Origin of the sequence: Salmonella sp. 32120201201600049SM (assembly GCF_017572835.1) — a bacterium.
Taxonomy (GTDB): Bacteria; Pseudomonadota; Gammaproteobacteria; order Enterobacterales; family Enterobacteriaceae; genus Salmonella; species Salmonella enterica.
The window spans coordinates 53177-71411 of sequence record NZ_JAGESA010000009.1 but is presented as its reverse complement, the minus strand read 5'-3'; the positions used below and the strand labels follow the sequence as shown (position 1 = coordinate 71411).

Annotated in this window: 14 protein-coding genes and 5 pseudogenes; 6 read left to right on the top strand and 13 right to left on the bottom strand. The window is 47.3% G+C overall.

The genetic code is table 11. The annotated features are described in order from the left end of the window. Positions 1–2: 2 nt before the first annotated feature. The 4 genes from fadE (at position 3) to pagN (ending at position 5090) form a co-directional block, all read left to right on the top strand. Positions 3–2447: an acyl-CoA dehydrogenase FadE gene (fadE, locus tag J4650_RS17090; RefSeq protein ID WP_000973041.1), complete on the top strand. Its 2445-nt coding sequence runs from the start codon at positions 3–5 to the stop codon at positions 2445–2447. 108 nt (positions 2448–2555) lie between these two features. Next, positions 2556–3323: an amidohydrolase gene (locus J4650_RS17085; protein ID WP_023993808.1), complete on the top strand. Its 768-nt coding sequence runs from the start codon at positions 2556–2558 to the stop codon at positions 3321–3323. Between the two features lie 309 nt (positions 3324–3632). After that, the gene (locus J4650_RS17080; RefSeq protein WP_000788200.1) at positions 3633–4040 is read left to right on the top strand and encodes a Spy/CpxP family protein refolding chaperone; all 408 of its coding nucleotides are present in this window, start codon (positions 3633–3635) and stop codon (positions 4038–4040) included. A 330-nt stretch (positions 4041–4370) separates the two neighbouring features. Then, a complete protein-coding gene (gene pagN, locus J4650_RS17075; protein ID WP_000787601.1) occupies positions 4371–5090 on the top strand; it encodes an adhesin/invasin protein PagN in 720 nt (239 codons plus the stop codon). Positions 5091–5093: 3 nt separating this feature from the next. Here the strand turns inward: pagN and J4650_RS17070 are convergent, their stop codons facing one another. Further along, entirely contained in the window at positions 5094–5282 is a 189-nt protein-coding gene (locus J4650_RS17070; protein WP_031603649.1) for a hypothetical protein, read from the bottom strand. A 35-nt stretch (positions 5283–5317) separates the two neighbouring features. Here J4650_RS17070 and J4650_RS17065 point away from each other — a divergent pair. Then, positions 5318–5451 (top strand): annotated as a pseudogene (locus tag J4650_RS17065) (RNA-guided endonuclease TnpB family protein); the annotation flags it as partial. 601 nt (positions 5452–6052) lie between these two features. Here J4650_RS17065 and tioA read toward each other — a convergent pair. The 6 genes from tioA to tcfA form a co-directional block, all read right to left on the bottom strand. Next, complete coding sequence (tioA, locus tag J4650_RS17060) at positions 6053–6670, bottom strand: protein TioA (protein WP_000241747.1); 618 nt, start codon at positions 6668–6670, stop codon at positions 6053–6055. A gap of 239 nt (positions 6671–6909) precedes the next feature. Beyond that, positions 6910–7257: an Lrp/AsnC family transcriptional regulator gene (locus J4650_RS17055; protein ID WP_023993809.1), complete on the bottom strand. Its 348-nt coding sequence runs from the start codon at positions 7255–7257 to the stop codon at positions 6910–6912. A gap of 132 nt (positions 7258–7389) precedes the next feature. Continuing rightward, a complete protein-coding gene (tcfD, locus tag J4650_RS17050; RefSeq protein WP_000066479.1) occupies positions 7390–8469 on the bottom strand; it encodes a fimbrial protein TcfD in 1080 nt (359 codons plus the stop codon). 22 nt (positions 8470–8491) lie between these two features. Beyond that, entirely contained in the window at positions 8492–11179 is a 2688-nt protein-coding gene (gene tcfC, locus J4650_RS17045) for a fimbrial outer membrane usher protein TcfC (protein ID WP_023993810.1), read from the bottom strand. A gap of 108 nt (positions 11180–11287) precedes the next feature. After that, complete coding sequence (gene tcfB / locus J4650_RS17040) at positions 11288–11863, bottom strand: fimbrial protein TcfB (RefSeq protein ID WP_000287810.1); 576 nt, start codon at positions 11861–11863, stop codon at positions 11288–11290. A gap of 50 nt (positions 11864–11913) precedes the next feature. Continuing rightward, the gene (tcfA, locus tag J4650_RS17035; protein WP_001009508.1) at positions 11914–12624 is read right to left on the bottom strand and encodes a fimbrial chaperone TcfA; all 711 of its coding nucleotides are present in this window, start codon (positions 12622–12624) and stop codon (positions 11914–11916) included. Between the two features lie 1002 nt (positions 12625–13626). On the opposite strand from tcfA, the pseudogene J4650_RS17030 reads away from it, so the two are divergent. Then, positions 13627–14217: pseudogene (locus J4650_RS17030) on the top strand (ATP-binding protein). A gap of 39 nt (positions 14218–14256) precedes the next feature. Here J4650_RS17030 and J4650_RS17025 read toward each other — a convergent pair. The 6 genes and pseudogenes from J4650_RS17025 to afaD all read right to left on the bottom strand — a co-directional run. Beyond that, a pseudogene (locus tag J4650_RS17025) lies at positions 14257–14443 on the bottom strand (transposase); the annotation flags it as partial. Positions 14444–14523: 80 nt separating this feature from the next. Further along, a pseudogene (locus J4650_RS17020) lies at positions 14524–14643 on the bottom strand (hypothetical protein); the annotation flags it as partial. A 119-nt stretch (positions 14644–14762) separates the two neighbouring features. Then, positions 14763–15710, bottom strand: coding sequence for a LysR family transcriptional regulator (locus J4650_RS17015; RefSeq protein WP_023993811.1), 948 nt, complete (start codon positions 15708–15710; stop codon positions 14763–14765). Between the two features lie 493 nt (positions 15711–16203). Beyond that, positions 16204–16444, bottom strand: a pseudogene (locus J4650_RS17010) (PerC family transcriptional regulator). A gap of 82 nt (positions 16445–16526) precedes the next feature. Then, positions 16527–17348 (bottom strand): polysaccharide deacetylase family protein, encoded by an 822-nt coding sequence (locus J4650_RS17005; protein ID WP_023994368.1) that lies wholly within the window; start codon positions 17346–17348, stop codon positions 16527–16529. A gap of 407 nt (positions 17349–17755) precedes the next feature. Beyond that, entirely contained in the window at positions 17756–18226 is a 471-nt protein-coding gene (afaD, locus tag J4650_RS17000; RefSeq protein ID WP_000266939.1) for an AfaD family invasin, read from the bottom strand. Positions 18227–18235: the final 9 nt, after the last annotated feature.

Genomic DNA, 18235 nt, shown 5'->3' with positions numbered 1-18235 from the left:
TTATGATGATTTTGAGTATTATCGCTACGGTTGTTCTGCTCGGCGCATTGTTCTATCACCGCGTGAGTTTATTTCTCAGCAGCCTGATTCTGCTCGCCTGGACCGCCGCACTTGGCGTCGCTGGCCTGTGGTCCATCTGGCTGTTGGTTCCTCTGGCCATTATCCTCGTGCCGTTTAACCTCACACCGATGCGAAAATCAATGATTTCCGCACCGGTGTTCCGCGGCTTCCGTAAGGTCATGCCGCCGATGTCGCGCACTGAGAAAGAAGCGATTGATGCCGGTACAACCTGGTGGGAAGGCGATCTGTTCCAGGGCAAGCCAGACTGGAAAAAACTGCACAACTATCCGCAACCGCAACTCACTGCCGAAGAGCAAGCGTTTCTCGACGGTCCGGTAGAAGAAGCGTGCCGGATGGCGAACGATTTCCAGATTACCCATGAACTGGCGGATCTGCCGCCGGAACTGTGGGCTTATCTGAAAGAGCATCGTTTTTTTGCGATGATCATTAAAAAAGAGTATGGCGGGCTGGAGTTCTCCGCTTATGCGCAGTCCCGTGTACTGCAAAAACTGTCCGGCGTCTCCGGGATTCTGGCTATCACCGTCGGCGTTCCAAACTCACTCGGCCCTGGCGAGTTGTTGCAGCACTATGGTACGGAAGAGCAGAAGAATCACTATCTGCCGCGACTGGCGCGCGGCCAGGAGATCCCCTGCTTTGCGCTGACCAGCCCGGAAGCAGGTTCTGATGCAGGCGCCATTCCGGATACCGGCGTGGTTTGCATGGGCGAATGGCAGGGCCAGCAGGTGCTGGGTATGCGCCTGACCTGGAACAAGCGTTACATTACGCTGGCGCCGATAGCTACCGTGTTGGGCCTGGCGTTTAAGCTTTCCGATCCGGATAGATTGTTAGGCGGAGAAGAAGAGCTGGGTATTACCTGCGCCCTGATCCCTACCTCAACGCCGGGTGTGGAAATTGGTCGTCGTCACTTCCCGCTTAACGTTCCGTTCCAGAATGGCCCAACCCGCGGTAACGATATTTTCGTGCCTATTGATTATATTATCGGCGGCCCCAAAATGGCCGGACAGGGCTGGCGTATGCTGGTGGAATGTTTGTCGGTAGGACGCGGTATTACCCTGCCGTCCAACTCCACTGGCGGGGTGAAATCCGTCGCGCTGGCAACCGGCGCCTATGCTCACATTCGTCGTCAGTTCAAAATTTCTATCGGCAAGATGGAAGGTATTGAAGAACCGCTGGCGCGTATTGCAGGTAACGCTTATGTGATGGATGCCGCCGCATCGTTAATCACCTACGGCATTATGCTGGGTGAAAAACCGGCGGTACTGTCGGCTATCGTGAAGTACCACTGCACCCACCGCGGCCAGCAGTCCATTATCGACGCGATGGATATCACTGGGGGTAAAGGCATTATGCTGGGCGAGAGCAACTTCCTGGCGCGTGCTTACCAGGGCGCGCCTATCGCGATCACCGTGGAAGGCGCGAATATCCTGACCCGTAGCATGATGATCTTTGGTCAGGGCGCCATTCGCTGCCATCCTTATGTACTGGAAGAGATGGCCGCAGCGCAGAATAATGATGTGAATGCCTTTGATAAACTGTTGTTTAAACATATTGGCCATGTCGGCAGCAATACCGTCCGCAGTTTCTGGCTTGGCCTGACCCGCGGATTAACGAGCCATACGCCAACCGGCGACGCCACGAAGCGTTATTACCAGCATCTGAACCGACTGAGCGCAAACCTGGCGCTGCTGTCTGACGTGTCAATGGCGGTACTGGGCGGCAGCCTGAAACGCCGCGAGCGTATCTCCGCGCGTCTGGGCGATGTGTTGAGTCAGCTTTATCTGGCCTCAGCCGTACTGAAGCGTTACGACGACGAAGGTCGCCACGAAGCCGACCTGCCGCTGGTGCACTGGGGCGTACAGGATGCGCTGTATCGTGCTGAACAAGCGATGGACGATCTGCTGCAGAACTTCCCGAACCGCGTCGTGGCCGGATTGCTCACCGCGATGATCTTCCCGACTGGCCGTCATTATCTGGCGCCGTCTGATAAGCTGGATCACGCCGTGGCGAAGATCCTGCAGGTGCCGAACGCCACACGTTCACGCATTGGGCGCGGTCAGTATCTGACGCCCGCCGAACATAATCCGGTCGGTTTACTGGAAGAAGCGCTGCGTGATGTCATCGCTGCCGACCCTATCCACCAGCGCATCTGCAAAGAACTGGGTAAAAATCTGCCGTTTACTCGTCTGGATGAACTGGCGCGCAATGCGCTGGCGAAAGGGCTTATAGATAAAGATGAAGCCGCCATTCTGGCGAAAGCGGAAGAGAGCCGCCTGCGCAGTATCAACGTTGATGATTTTGAACCTGAAGCGCTGGCGACCAAACCGGTAAAGCTGCCGGAGAAAGTGCGTAAAGTCGAAGCCGCATAATCAGTCTCGCCTCTTTCCTGCCCCGCTTTCGCGGGGCTTTTTCTTGCCGCTTTTTTATTATTGCTCATGCTACAGTGTAAAGACGCTGTTCAATGAGGAGCTCCGATCGTGTCTGGTTTGAAAATTACTCTGTTGCAACAACCTTTAGTCTGGATGGACGGCCCGGCAAACCTGCGTCATTTTGACAGACAGCTAGAGCTCATATCTGGCCGGGATGTGATTGTTCTGCCTGAAATGTTTACCACCGGCTTCGCGATGGAGGCCGCTAATAACTCACTTTCGCAAGATAGCGTGATTACGTGGATGCAGGCCAAAGCCCGACAAACTGACGCTCTGATTGCCGGCAGCGCGGCGCTACAAACTGAGCGCGGCGCCGTAAATCGCTTCTTACTGGTTGAACCGGAAGGCAAGGTTCATCTCTATGATAAGCGCCATCTCTTTCGTATGGCGGATGAACATCAACATTATGCCGCAGGCGATAAACGCATCATCGTGCAGTGGCGCGGTTGGCGCATTCTGCCGCTGATCTGTTACGATCTGCGCTTTCCGATATGGTCACGCAACCGCAATGATTACGATCTGGCGCTGTATGTAGCGAACTGGCCCGCGCCGCGCTCGCTACACTGGCAAACATTACTGACGGCGCGCGCTATTGAAAATCAGGCTTATGTCGCAGGCTGCAACCGGGTTGGCACCGATGGTAACGGGTTACATTATCGCGGCGATAGCCGGATCATTAATCCCCAGGGTGATATTATCGCCACCGCCGAACCACACCAGGCGACACGTATTGATGCCGATCTTTCTCTCGTCGCCTTGCAGGACTATCGCGAAAAATTTCCAGCCTGGCGCGATGCCGATCCATTCACCTTGTAAGCAACCTGCCGCTCACCGCGGCGGGATTGTTTCACTCCGTAACTCTCCGTAAAACAAATTCGCGTGGCGTAATGTGGCAGGCAACGTATTCTGACTAAGAGCCTATCCCACCAGGCGTTATTGGCGCAGCCAGTTTGGACACGGACAGCGCGCAAAAACCGGAGCGTACACGTAGTACGTGAGGATTTTGAGCACTGCCCAGGTCCAAAATGGCAAGTAAAATAGCCCTAATGGGATAGGCTCTAAGATAATTGCTCGCCATTCGTGGGTAATAAAAACGGTTAATCACTCCCTTATCAGGATATCTTCATGAAAAACTTTGTACGCACAACTTTACTGGCAGCGACTCTGGCGGGCGTTTCTTTTGGCGCTTTCGCCACCGCTGTCCCCAATCCTCCCCTGCCCGCCCAGGATCCTATTGTCCAGCATCTGAAGCTGACAAACGATCAGATTACCCGGATCAAAAAACTTCACCAACAACTGGAAACCGACGTCAGTCAGATTTCTATGAAGGGAATTAAAGACGGTGCGCTGATAGAGGTGATTAAATCCGGTAAATGGGATGACGCCGCCGTAAAACAGCAGCTTGCAGCCTTCAGTAACATAGAACAACAGGCTCGCTATTATCGGGTTAAATATTATTTTGATTTAAGCAAAGTCTTAACACCAGAACAGCGTCAACAGGTACAACAAGATCTCGCCCAGGCACTTGAGTAAATATTTTTGCCCGTTATTCCTGGATAACGGGCTTTATCCAGGTCGGGTACAAATTCATCTTCATCTTTTTGTTACAGCATCGCTCTATCTAACACTACCCGTTACATAACGTAGAAGTGAAACCGTACGTGGGGCAATTTGGCGAGGAGATGGATTTCCATACCGACGATTATCGTATTGTTATTTAAAATTTTCATCTCATTTTTTACCCGCTTACAGAAAACCCAGCGTTACAATAGACCGTTTTTTGGGCTTCGTTTATGTAATCGTTATATCACACCCTATACCGTGAAACTTGTCTTTTAGCCCAATATTAAGGCAGGTTCTGAAATGAAAAACTTTTTCGCAGTCTGCATCATTCCCCTTGTGGTAGCCTGGTCCGCTACTGCATCAGCAAAAGAAGGGATCTATATCACCGGGAAAGCGGGAACATCCGTAGTCAATGTCTATGGAATCAACTCAACCTTCAGCCAGGATGAGATAGTCAATGGTCATGCAACGTTACCTGACCGTACCAAAGGCGTTTTTGGCGGCGGGGTTGCTATCGGGTATGACTTTTATGATCCATTCCAGCTTCCAGTACGTTTAGAACTGGATACCACTTTCAGAGGTGAGACGGATGCTAAAGGCGGGCAGGATATTATTGCATTTGGTGATCCAGTACACATAAATGTAAAAAATCAGATCCGAATGACCACTTACATGGTTAATGGCTATTATGATTTTCACAATAGTACGGCATTTACTCCCTATATCAGCGCAGGCGTTGGCCTCGCTCATGTGAAGCTAAGTAATAACACCATTCCTGTTGGTTTTGGTATTAATGAAACTCTGTCTGCTTCAAAAAATAACTTTGCCTGGGGCGCAGGTATCGGTGCAAAATATGCTGTAACAGATAATATTATGATTGACGCCAGTTATAAATACATTAATGCTGGCAAAGTAAGCATTTCAAAAAATCACTATGCTGGTGATGAACATACCGCTTATGATGCAGACACAAAGGCTGCCTCCAATGACTTCATGCTCGGCATTACTTACGCCTTTTAAACACTATCGGTAAAATAGCTGGTCCTGTGGGTTCCCGAAGGCGCAATGGAGGATATCAGTAATGAATACTCCTGCGCCTTCAGAAAATCGTTGAACAGGTGCAACCTGGCGCCATTTTTCAGTACACTGCAACGTTTCTGGTATGGGCTTAACTTCCGGCTGCCCAAAAACAGCCCCGTCCTGTTGTATGATCTCTAAATGTGAATGGCACGATTATGCGAGATACTTACAAGTGTCTGGTATGAAGATATACTGCGAACGCCGATGTAAACGGCGCGCGTAACATTTTAGAGCGGGACACGCCGTGCTTGCCTGTGGAAGGAGCGTGCAGTCAGGCAGCCCGTTGGAGCAGGAACCCACGCCCTTCAGGACGTGGAGGATGTCAATGCACAAGAATTGGGGAATCTTTAGCAGAATTTATTATCTCTACAGTAGCATCTCTCTTGTTCCCGTCATAAATAACCCAATGCCTCCAGAGCTGAAGCCGCCTTCAGCATGAGCACTGGCTGCAAATAACACCAAATAAAATAATAATATAACAACTACCGAGACAAAAAACACCTCTCTAAAGTATTTAGAATTCATACAGTCAGCTCATTTAAATTTAACGTCACATGCAACCATGCATGCGTAAAACAAGAACCACACTCATATTAATAATGATTAGTAATGTGAGTGTGCGTATAACGAGATACAGATGCATATTCCTTAATGTAACGGAACATCATCAATGCAAATAGCAACCATCGATATATTAAACTAAAATAATACATCTAGTGCATATATAAACCATTCGTATGGTGGCTGTAATAAAATTGTTGATAAACGGTCATCCCCTAAACTTCCAGCCTCCCCACCGCACGAACAATGATGTTCTTTATATTTAATCGTAATAAAAAACAAAACAATAATTAAACAAAAAATAAATAAGATATTTTTGATTCAAATTTTCACTCCTTCTGTTATATACACCAAGTTTCATTTTTTTTATGATCCCGAAAGAAAAAACCGTCATATGACGATGGCCATTGCATTCCATACATGTAATCAACTTCGTTCTGGTACACGGCCCTCTGTTCTACATCATTTATATCCCCGACAAGAATCTTTTGGAACTTATGATAATGATAAACACTACTAATAAAATTAGGATCACGAGGCACTACGCAAGCCTGAAAAAAGAACCCAAGGTTTTTAATTTCACTGGAATAAGAATGTTTACCACAAAAATCAAACCAAACTTCCATACCATAATCTCTGCGACTCCTGATGTACTCGCTCAGAAATTTGTGGTTGTTATTAAAGTCAACAGAAACAGCAAATAACCCGACGCTATTTAATTTACTGATCCTTTCCATATGTATGAGCACAAATTCCCAGGGAATCCTGAGTATATATTTATTTAACCCATATTTATGGTTGAATAAATTAAATGACTTTTGTAACTCTTCAAAAAACATCAATGACTCAATTATGTGGTTTTCGCCTTCTTTCCAGAAGGGTTCAACGAAATAAATATCAGTAACATCATCTGTTTTAATGCGGTTTTTTGTTACATGCACGGGGTGATATTTAACCATGTGATATTCCGCTGTGTTATTCTGTGCCGCTTAATTTCACCACTGCTGATTAAAATCCTTGTTCAACAGCCGCAATCTGCCGTTGTTGTTCCGTAAGAAGGATAATAATGTATTAAATCAGTAAGTACACATCACACTTTCACACTGGCAGTTCGTTTGTTTCCTTTATTTGCTCAAGAACAAAGCTCGATGCAGATCCACTAATTGAAGAATTAGTTAATATTACTTTCTCATAAAAACTATAGTAATCGTTCATATCTGTAAATACTGTATGCATTAAATGATCCAGAAATTCGATAAAAGGCAATAACCTCAGGCATTGACTTTATTTTCTCAGAAATACTAGCGTATTGCTCCTCAGATATGTTAATCATAATAAAGACATTAAGTGAAAGACCTAGTTTTTCTTTATCCAATAAAGCGAACTGACCAATGATAACCCCCCTGTCTTTAAGTTTTTTTAAACGTTTGAAACATGGTGTGGGCGTAAGTCCCACTTTATATGCAAGTTGCCATAAAGTTTGCGCACAATCTTTTTGGATTTCTTTCAATAATTCTTTATCTTTATCATCTAAATACTCAGTCATAGGAAAGCAGAACCTCACGCATTGATTTTCATAAGTGAATAGATTTTCTTTATTAAATAAAACAAGTATATAAAGAGAACTCTGATTTAAAAAACCATATAAGAAAGATATCAATAAAATAAATAATTACTGTCAGGGGGTTTGTGTTCCCATCAGCATTGTCACTGTCAGCGTTCCCTGATACTCACCAGAACGCTTCTCCCTGATGTTAAAGGGTTGTGTTGTCAGGGTAAGGGGCACTGGCACACAACGTACCGCCTGCCGTTGCCCGGGAAGTAGCACCGGACGCGTTGCTGCTTTATCCACGTTATCCAGACTGAACTCCACGCCACGGGTGACAGGAATACTTCGTCCCCCATAATTCATACTGACCGCATAATCAATCGTATCAGCAGAATCGCTCTTTATAACCTGAAATCCCGTACCTGACTTATTGCTTCCTTCTATCTTCATCTGTAATGAACGGGCTTTCACACCTCCGTCATACAGACACATATCCAGATTAGCCCTGCCCGACATTTGTGAGGCATTCAGCCGGTGAAGATTCAGGTCAACACGAGGGGTTGCAGTACCAAACTGCGGAAAGTAAATAGCCGCATTTTCTGCAAAGTGGTCTGTTACATTCAGCGTGATATCTGTAGTTGATGTGCCTAAAGGATCGTCTCCGCCCCATTGTAAATAATCCAGGACTAACGTTGCTTTCCATGTTCCGCTTGTAGGTATCTTCGCAAGCTCTTCTGAAGGTATCCTAAGTTTCAGCGACCTACCCCATTGACATGCAGCAGCGTTCATGTTCACGACACCAGTATAACAGGCATTACGAACACTGCCGAGCAGTATGAGCGTGATTTCAGCATGGCTGATTTGTTCTCTGAAACGCAGACGAATTTTTGAATAAGCTCCAAAAGCATACCACCATACCAAATGTGTTTCTTCACACGCCCCCTCATTTTCATTCCTGTTTGAACGACATACCCATCCCCCCAACACATTTGCTACACTCCATTCTTGGGACCAGACAGGAGTGATGACCGGTACATTGTTCTTGTCGTAATTCAGGTCGACGGTAATCGCATCGGCGACTTGTGGCAGTGTAGCGCCAGCCATCAGCAGGATGGCAATTATCCTTGCTGGATAAACATATTTTCGGATGAAATTAATAATTGCTGACCAATAGGCTGTCATACTCGTCCACTTCATTTTATTACTCATAGTTAACGCTTTTATCTCTACGTCATGCTTCCTGAACGGAATGGCGCAGCAAACCTGCCACGTTCAGCAAACGGATGACCCGCGGCGATATTTGCAACGCCTGTGGCAGGGCATCCACGTCACTTAATTCACACCGCACATCACCCACTACCTGCATAACATCCCGACGTTTATGTACTGACATCGGACAACGCAGGATCCTGTTTTTTGACAGCAGCCACAGGCTGGATTCTTTATGCTCGCTCTGCAGGCTAAATCGCCCGGAAGGTCCCAACGACAAAAATGGATGGTTCAGTGGCTGTGCGTCCAGCAGCGGTCTGCCATCCTTGTCCAGTACGCGGCCAACGTACAGTCGGCTCATACTGGCGCTGATGTTGTGAACCAGCAGATGCCCGGGTGTCAGGAAGTAACGCCTGCTTCCCCCTCCCGCTTTTACGCCTGCCATACCCTGTGAACTAACCCCTGCATCCTCAATGGTCACCTCCGTGGCGTTATAGCCTTCCATCAGCAACAGCGACTGCTGACCAAAACCGAGACTGAACGGCTGGCTGCTGCCACGAACGCTGACTACTTTCCCGCTACTGCCCTCGTCCCCCTCTGACTCCACGTTCACCGCCATGCCAGAGGCCGGTTCACCGTCCTGACCACCTCCCCAGAACAGTCCATTACGGGATAACGCCAGAGACGAGCTGTAGCCAGCGGTGAGTGAACTGGCGCTGCCCGCATTACGTTGATGGGAGTTACTGATAGTGGCGCTCAGTTCACCCATACGGCCGCTCATGCGTCCGCCGAGACTCCCGCTCCAGCTGTCGTCGTTATAACCGGAGAAACCCACCGACAGTTCACGATACAGATCCTGCTGCCAGGATCTCACATGGTTCACATTCCAGGACGTCTGTGTTTTTTGATTCCGGCTACTGTGAATATCGGTCCCGGCTGAGGTATACCCATTACTGCCAGTCATTGTCGGTGGTTGAGAGGCATATGACACACTGACACTCATAAACAAGCCATCATCATTCACTCCGTCATTTCGGGTTCGCCATACTCCCCCATGGGTATTAATATTCATGCCAGCCATATTAAGGCTGTACGTTGCACTAGCCTGAGCAGATTCGCGGTGAGAGGCAGGGATGTATGCCTGTCGCCAGAACACATTTTCTTTGTCACTGTTATCATCATATCCCCGGTAAACCGGCCGACCTTCTGTCCTGCTGGTACTGTATCCCAGTAGGGCATACCAGTTCCCCACCGGAACCGACAGGGAGGCGTTCATCGAAGTCTGGCAGGTCATACTGGCATGCACTGACTGTGGATGACGACCACTACAGGCATCACTTTCCGTATGGTTACGCCACAGACTCGCGGAAAATCCGTCGTTGTATGTCACCTGCTCAGTGTTACCGCTCGTGCTGTCTGTCCCATGCAGTATCCCGGCAGAAAGGTCCAGCGTGCCATCCAGCACTGCATGCTGTGAATTCAGTCGGGTTTCACTGTACCAGGCCTCATGTGCCAGAGAGATACCTTCGGTCAGACTGATATTTTTCCGCAGCCCAGTTCGGAATCCGGCAGCCATGACAGTCTCACCGTCATAATGGCTGGCTTTATCCCCGGTATCTTCCAGCCCGCTCTGAATAAACCACTGGGTCTGTGCACTGAAGCTATTGCCCCCCTTACTGAAGGGCTGGGTCTCCGTTCGCCGCAGAATCCCATCCTCATACACCCGCAACGCCAGAGAATAGCTTCCCGGTGGAAGAGAGTGAGTATCCAGGGTATGCATTCCCGGGGTCAGGAACTGACTCCCCAGCAACTCGCTGCCACGATAAATATCAATACGGGCATTTCGGGTAACCTGAACCATAACCGGAGTGGCATTCTGGTCCACCTCATGGTTAACATAAGCTTGGGTGGTCCCGGTTCGTAATCCATCAAACCGGCTCAGGGGAAGCAGACTGAACCCAAAATCCCCCCCCGTGGCGCTGGACAGATTCCGCTGATCCATCCGACCAGCCTGGAGATAATACTGATTGCCGAGATCCTGACGGACAAACAGATTGTCAAACCAGGCCTGACTGTTATTGTAATGTTCTGACTGATTCCAGATAGCCGCCCAGTTGCCTCCCAGATAACGACCGTCACCAAGCCCCAGGGCACCGCTACCATTCAGTGTCATATTACGACTGTGGAGATCATCACTCAGATACAGCGTCTGGCGGTGAATAAATGCGCTGACACCCTCCGGGGTCGGAGTCAGCCAGCGTTTATCACGTCGTTCTTCATCCGGCAACCAGTCCCGGTTAAGAAACAAAGATAACTGACCGTTGTTCTCATCAAAAATAACCGCAACATCCTCTTTATCTGTTGCCACGTAACCACACTCGCTGCTGTCTTTTGCTTCTGAGACACCACAGACCAGATTGCTGTTACGTAGCAACGGACGGCTGAGTGCAGCCAGCGCTTTTTGCCGTTCTGCGACCGGCAACGCGGCAAGCCCACTGCTTTCAAGTACCATCAATGGGGACATGAACTGCACGGTGTCCGGTTTAACCACCACCGGAAATAATCCCAGTGAATGCCCTGGTAGCAACACTTCAATTTGCTCAGTCTGTCCTTCCAGCAGAGATTCAAATCCAGGTGGGGGAATAAGAGTTGCCTGGCTGGTAAAACTGCACAATCCCAGTAAATAATACATCCAGAAATAACGACTCACGTAAAGAGACCTGAATTGCAATGAATAATAAGATCAATACCGGATCCGGTTCAGGTACGAACGGTGACACCCCAAAACCGGATCAGATGAAGAGCTAATAACCGGTTATTAGCCGGCAGTGACAGCCTGTGAAATCACCAGACTGACCAATCCGCTGTATTCACCGGCAGGCAGGTTTTGTAAGGCTGCTCCAGCCTTCTGACCAATATCCAGGTTCAGCAGAGCTGAAGCATCGCCAGTTTTTCCGTCCGGGAACAGGGTTTTAGCTTCCAGTACAGAATTGGTGGTGGTCAGTGACCGTCCTCCCAGAGTCACTTCCATATCAATGGTTTTGGTGGGATCCAGGACGTTGATAAGTTGTGGAGCATTCAACAGTTTTACATTAACCGACTTGGTCTGATCGTTGCTGTAAAGGCGGGTCTGGAGTGATTTATGGACCAGGCCCTTACCCGGCATGAAATCCAGCTTCATAGTCGACGGGAGGGATGAACCATCGGCCTGCAGCAGTTCAAGTGTACTGTCAATATTGGCAGTGACGGTAATATCCTTCTGAACCGCAGAAACAGAAAAAGAATAAACGGTGGCCAATGCCACAGCTGCGGCAATAAAAGATGTTTTCATGTTCATAAAAAATAACCTTGCTTTGTTGTTTATTACAGTGATATATGTACACTCGGTATACATCCGCTCCCCCTGAGAATAAATGTAGGGTATAGCGTACGCTCCGTGTGTTTTTACTTTCCGGCTGCTGTTAAATCAGCAGAGATTACCGGTGAATTTGCACCCGTACGATATTCCACACGAAATGCATTACTTTTTATTCCGGCCGGAATATCAGCACTCCCGCCGGGATAAATACTTTTGCCTATATTCTGCCAGTGGCATGTGGTGTCGCAGTTGCCAGCCCGAATAAGAGAAAGCCGTGTGTTTCCCGTATTCAGCAGGTGGTGACCGTCCGTTACCAGCGCAGGCCTGGGGTCTGACGGAGAAACACGCAGCAACACCCCCCAGACAAGATTCACACTTACGGATGAATTTTGCTTTCCACCTGCCTGTGGATCATCTTCCAGTTCAGGAACAGCCTCGAAGTATACCCGCCAGGCTTCCTCTCTTTCCGGTGCCTGAGTAGTGATAACACGTATTGTTTTTTTTGTTCCCGGGGAAAGGGCAAATTTCTCCGGGGAGACAACAAGTCCTGTCTCTATATCATTCCCTGCTGGTACCTCCTTCTCCTGTGGCATACCAGGGTGTTCAATACGCATGATTCTTGTTCGAATATATTGCACATGATCTGATTTAGAATAGACGAACAGCGAGGTGGCCTCTTCGCGGCTACTATTAATTTCTGCCGCCATGGGATAAACGAGCATATTCGCCCTGGCATGGCCACATGCAAACATAGCGACACAGAGAAACACCCCGGGAAGAGTATCTTTAAAATTCATACTAGATTTTACCGTATAAAAGTCATCTAAATTTTAGTATTAGCATAGACAGAAAGTTATCAGCATAAAGAAGCAAATTACGATTCAGTGTTAATACATTTTGTGTGGAGGGCATCATACGGAATAAAATTTTTCGCTCAATACCTCTGTTTTTTTCAGGAAAGAAAAAATTAGTAAATAAAAGTCCACGGATTTCATTCACCAAAAGCGAACGACAGATCTGTAAGAATCGCTGAACAATTAATAACGCCGCAGTAAAAATTTTGGAAATTCTTCATAAGAAAGTTGTTACAGTGTACCTGACTTACTCAGATAAATGGAACTGTATTTCCCCCTCCTTCAAAGCAACAAATACGTAACATAACAACGTAGGAGACAGAGAATCTAAAGAAAGCCCTCCAGGAGGGAGATACAATTCAGACTACAAAACCAAATAAACCTTAAACAAAGCCACAAATAGACTGATCATCATGAGGTTTTACAAAACCAGGTAAAAAAAAGTAAGCAAAGTAATTAATTTAGAAAACTAAAGTTACAGTTAGATCAGATTTACTTGCTCAATATCTGTTAAAAATATGATATCAGCAAACAAAAACTTATATACATCATATGGTTACGCTTGATGTTTACACCTCTCCAGCAAAGTGTAATCAATATAATACACTATTTTTAGATGAAATATTGGTTAAATATTCCATAAACAACAATATAAAACAGAACAATTCACCATGAAAATACAATTCACCTTTTAAAACATAATGTTATAAAAAAACACCATTCAAATTGATGCCAGTCCCTTACCTGTCAATGTTGTTTACGGTTCCTTTCCCCCTTTTGTGCGAGTAAGCAACATGAATATACAAGTCTTAACGACCAATGCCTCTGTCAGCCCAAAATAAGTCGACATTCCTGTGCATGGCGCTGCAGCAGGAATAGAACGGCAGACATCAGCGCGGAATGGAATCCCGGCTGAAACAGGCTCGTCTGCCATGAGTCAAAACGCTGGAGCAGTTCGACTTCAGCTTCCAGCCAGGCATCGATCGTAAGGTCGTCCGGGAGTTGGCCGGTCTGGCGTTCGTGGAGCGCTGCGAGAATGTGATCCTGCTGGGGCCCCCGGAGTGGAGAAAACCCACCTGGCCGCTGCCCCCGGTGTGAAAGCGGCAGATGTGGGCCATCGGGTGTTGTTCATGCCGCAGGACAGGTTGGTAGACGCTGATGAAAGCGAAGCTGGAAAACCGCCTGGAGCGCCAGCTACAACAACTGAGCTATGCGCGGGGGCTGATCCTGGACGAAATAGGTTACCTGCCAATGACCAGTGAGGAAGCCAGTCTGTTCTTCCGACTGCTGAACCGACGGTATGAAAAAGCGAGCATTATCCTGACGTCAAACAAAGGCTTCGCAGACTGGGGAGAGATGTTCGGTGATAACGTGCTGGCAACAGCGATCCTGGATCGGCTACTGCATCACTCAACCACACTGAATATCAAAGGAGAAAGTTACCAACTGAAGGAAAAACGCAAAGTCGGGGCGCTGACCAAAAGCGCAACGCCAATCAGTGAAGATGAAATGGCGGAAAGCGGACAGCAGAAGTGATCAAACAGCGGATATTAAAAATAGCGAAAAACGACCATAAATCCTGGCGTTGACATCCTCAAGATTTAATATCAGAAGCTTCCATGCCGCCGTATCCAGACTTCCAGTTGTCCCTGGTGGCTTCAGAAATACCGGCCTCCCGGTAGACATCTTTAACAGTCCGTCCGGATTCAACTGATCTAATCACAGCGATGATCTGGTGCGCAGTAATACGGGCTTTACGCACAGCGATCTCCTGCGTTGGCAGATTGATTATGCCGGATGATCTCTAAATGTGAATGGCTCGATTATGCGGGATACTTACAGTGCAACCTGGCGCCATTTTTCAGTACACTGCAACGTTTCTGGTATGGGCTTAACTTCCGGCTGCCCAAAAACAGTCCCGTCCTGTTTCCGGGTATTATCATTTCCGTCAGTCGGCATCATGTTTTGTATTGGGCATCGTCAAAAGACGACTGGCTGACCAGTCGCATATCTCGATGCCTCAATTCAGTCATCATCATGTGGGTTTAAGTCAGGAACGTGTCAAAACCATTCCAAACGGGTTAATCATCATTCAGAAAATCAATTTGTGGGCGATTATTCCATTTATCTTCAATAAAAGACAGAAAGCGTTGAAATAAAGGAGAATAATACTGACGATGACGCCATACAAGATAAATGGGGAGATCTGGGACCCTCCATTCAGGAAGTATAATTTCAAGTTCATTATTTTTTAAGTATTTGGTGGCAAGCCAGGCCGGAGTCATGAGGTTGATACCCTTTCCTTCTAAAACCAAATTAAGAACACTCAAAAGATTATTGGAAGATAAATGAACATTAACAGCGCCACTAATAGTGTATGATTCATCTTGACGGAAAAGAGTAAGAGGTCCGGAAAGACCATGGTTGTGAAGACCCACAATCATGTGATTTTCCAAATCGCCAGGATGTGAGATCCTGCCATATTTTCTGATATATTTCGGACTCGCACAAAGAACCAACTTTAAAGGGCTTATCTTTCGATACACGAGATCCTCACTTTCGATTATGCCACTTTTAAAAACCAGCTCATCAAACTCCAGGGATTTACTAAAAAAATCGCTACGCTCTCGTGAATCCAGGTAGATTTTTGTATCCGGATAGCTAGCTGTAAATTCCCATATCCACTTATTGGCAAGAAACTCACAGACAATAGCCGGAGCCGAAAATTTTATACTCCCTCTGATAATTTTATCCGGATTTCGCAATTCATCCAGCAAGGACTGAAAGGAAGATGTTATCCTTTTCATGCTTGCATAGGCTGTCTGACCAGCTCCAGTCAGTTCTAAGTGATGTGCATCGCGCCGAAGTAAAGTAACCTCAATAGAATTCTCAAGGCGGCTAAGCGATTTACTGACAGCAGAAATGCTAATATCTAATTCCCGCGCAGCCCGGGAAAGATTCCCTACTTCCGCCACTTTAATAAATATCATCCAGTCTCGCATACCACGATTATTGATCAGTTCCATCATTATCTTCCGTTGATAAAAGAAATTCTTATATTAAAGGAGCTATCAACGACTTACTGATACGTCATTGTGTGCCTCAATGTCCTTGATATCATCATAATAAAAAATCTATTGGCTGCAAAATAGCATCTGAATCGATCATGATTTTGCATCCATCTCCGGTTACTAATTGAACCTGTTTACCACTCAGTGTAAATACCCTATCTCAGACGTGATCGTCAAGGTTGTCGCCGAACCAGATACCAATAATAAAGTGGTTCATTGTCATGCGCCCGTTCTGCAAAGGCATTCTCCTTTTCTGTGACGCAGTCTGGAGCACATTAATTGCATCGTTCACCTAACAAAGTATCCCGTGGAAACAAGCAAAACATCGCCAGATTATTCTTACTTGCATACCCCCCACCCGGCTCGATATTATTTGTGAAAGCGGAGGAAACAGAACAGACGGTTTAAATAAGACACTTACTCAAAACACAAACCTATGTGCAGGCTCCTCTCATTTCGTCACGTCGCTGATATCCAGCTTTACTGGCGCCAGGGGAAGATATCTGCGCAAGGCAATAATTCCGGCGCAACAACAACCACTCCCGCTGGGCCTCTGTACATTCAAAATCGCCCATGACCAAAAGCCAACGGGTAGAAGCCCTGCGCCAGTGACCTGCTGCCTCCAGATTCTGCGCAACCGGGTCTATCACGGCCTCCGGTGTTATCTTATTTCTGCTCAAAATCAGCACCATCATTTGGGATATAGCCTACAACCCCTGCCCGCCGATGATGGGGGAGGATTCGGTATGCAGCACTTTCATCCTGATCTCCGGCTCAGTCAGCTATCCGACGTGCCCCCTTATGCCGGGCCAGCAGCGAAGAAAATCCGGGCGTGGTGTGATAAAACAGACGACGTTTCAGCCAGCCCACATTCTTTCGCTCCTTTGTGTTGATACGACCAATACGCTGTGAACCGATGACTGGATTGTTCATACGCCTTTCTGTGGTATACAGGTATGTGAACCCCAGCTCTTCAGCCACATGAATATAGTCAGAACAATACCAGCCCTCAGGCCAGCACAGATGCTGACTGCAGTAACCCAGCATCTCCCTCATCCGCTTACGACTAAGAAGAATGTCGACACGAAGCAAATCCGACGGATTACGGGACACAGGCTTCTGGTCCCAGCGTCGGTGGGTGTGCGTGTGCGAGTGAAACTCAACAAGGCCACTGAGGTGCATCTCCCGGACCTCTGACCAGCGCAGCATGACCTCATCAGCCCGGCCTTGTTTAACCAGCATCTGACACTCAGCATGAGAGTACACCGGTTCGCCTGCAGGAATACGGACCGGTCCGTCACTGATCAAACTGGTCACAAGAAAGAGATGCGCATGCAGATTAAACTCCTGCAGCACCGGAAAAACCTGCAACCAGTTATCCAGCCAGCCGCCATCAAAGGTCAGCATGACGCTTTTACGAGGCAATCTTGCACCATGATAAAAAGCTTCCACCTCTGCAGCGGTAACGGCTTTCCAGCCAGATTCAGCCAGCCATTTCATCTGCGCCCGGAACGTACGGGGAGATAAGGTTATCTGTCCGGGTTTATCACTGACATGGTGATACATTAATACCGGTAAATGTCGTGCATAAGACATATGCTTTATTCCTTTATATAAAAAATAAATTATTTTTACGCCTGAGGGGACAAGAAAAAGCCCTCTAAACATAAAATCTTAAATATCACATATGAATACCTGACAGATAAACAAACCTTATACCAGGGGCTTATAAAGCCCCGCTCACAAAAGAGTGAATCAAACAAACCCATAAAACAGAAAATAATAAAGGCATCAGTGTCCGTTAAATTATTTTACGAAACATAATATTCCTCTCCCTACAAAAAAAGATGAATTTCAGATTTTAAAATCAATCAGCAATTGATTTTTCTGCAATGAAGATTGCTAACCATATTTGCCTTGAGTAAATTTTCAATACATCCTCGAACCTGATATACAGTATTCGCCTTATTCACTGATACAGGTAGTATGAGTGGAACAGACGGCTACGTATCCTCCTGCGCCAATGCACAGGCCTTAAAATCTAGCGTCCAGGTGTCCGCAGGCACTTCCTGATTGCCATCAACGACCACACTGAAACTGGCGTTATCTGCAGCGGTTCTTAAAATGGCGCCACGACCACTCACCGTATCTGGTTGCCACCCCTCGCCCTCCAGGCGAACCTGAATGTGATGGCGAGGATCCTGTTGCCCGCTCAGCAGCAATACGGTAGGCGTGTTACCCGCCTTTTGCTCATCGCTCCATACCCGAAACCCGCTGTGACTGCCGTGATAAGTCACCCAGCCTTGCGCAAGCACCATCCCATCTGGCACATGCCCGGCCCGAAAGTAAGTCCCTACACGTAGCGTTGTCTGAAGTTTTTCTGCGGCGTTCGCTATCGGCACCAAGCTACTGGCAGCGACCAGTAAGCTTACGCTATAGATAACCGTTTTCACTCGCTGTATTTTCATCCACATTATTCTCTC

Bases quoted from the DNA above. Each gene is read 5' to 3' on its own strand.
- fadE (WP_000973041.1), top strand. From the start codon at position 3: ATGATGATTTTGAGTATTATCGCTACGGTTGTTCTGCTCGGCGCATTG.
- J4650_RS17080 (WP_000788200.1), top strand. From the start codon at position 3,633: ATGAAAAACTTTGTACGCACAACTTTACTGGCAGCGACTCTGGCGGGC.
- pagN (WP_000787601.1), top strand. From the start codon at position 4,371: ATGAAAAACTTTTTCGCAGTCTGCATCATTCCCCTTGTGGTAGCCTGG.
- tioA (WP_000241747.1), bottom strand. From the start codon at position 6,670: ATGGTTAAATATCACCCCGTGCATGTAACAAAAAACCGCATTAAAACA.
- J4650_RS17055 (WP_023993809.1), bottom strand. From the start codon at position 7,257: ATGACTGAGTATTTAGATGATAAAGATAAAGAATTATTGAAAGAAATC.
- tcfD (WP_000066479.1), bottom strand. From the start codon at position 8,469: ATGAGTAATAAAATGAAGTGGACGAGTATGACAGCCTATTGGTCAGCA.
- tcfB (WP_000287810.1), bottom strand. From the start codon at position 11,863: ATGTATACCGAGTGTACATATATCACTGTAATAAACAACAAAGCAAGG.
- tcfA (WP_001009508.1), bottom strand. From the start codon at position 12,624: ATGAATTTTAAAGATACTCTTCCCGGGGTGTTTCTCTGTGTCGCTATG.
- J4650_RS17015 (WP_023993811.1), bottom strand. From the start codon at position 15,710: ATGATGGAACTGATCAATAATCGTGGTATGCGAGACTGGATGATATTT.
- J4650_RS17005 (WP_023994368.1), bottom strand. From the start codon at position 17,348: ATGTCTTATGCACGACATTTACCGGTATTAATGTATCACCATGTCAGT.
- afaD (WP_000266939.1), bottom strand. From the start codon at position 18,226: ATGTGGATGAAAATACAGCGAGTGAAAACGGTTATCTATAGCGTAAGC.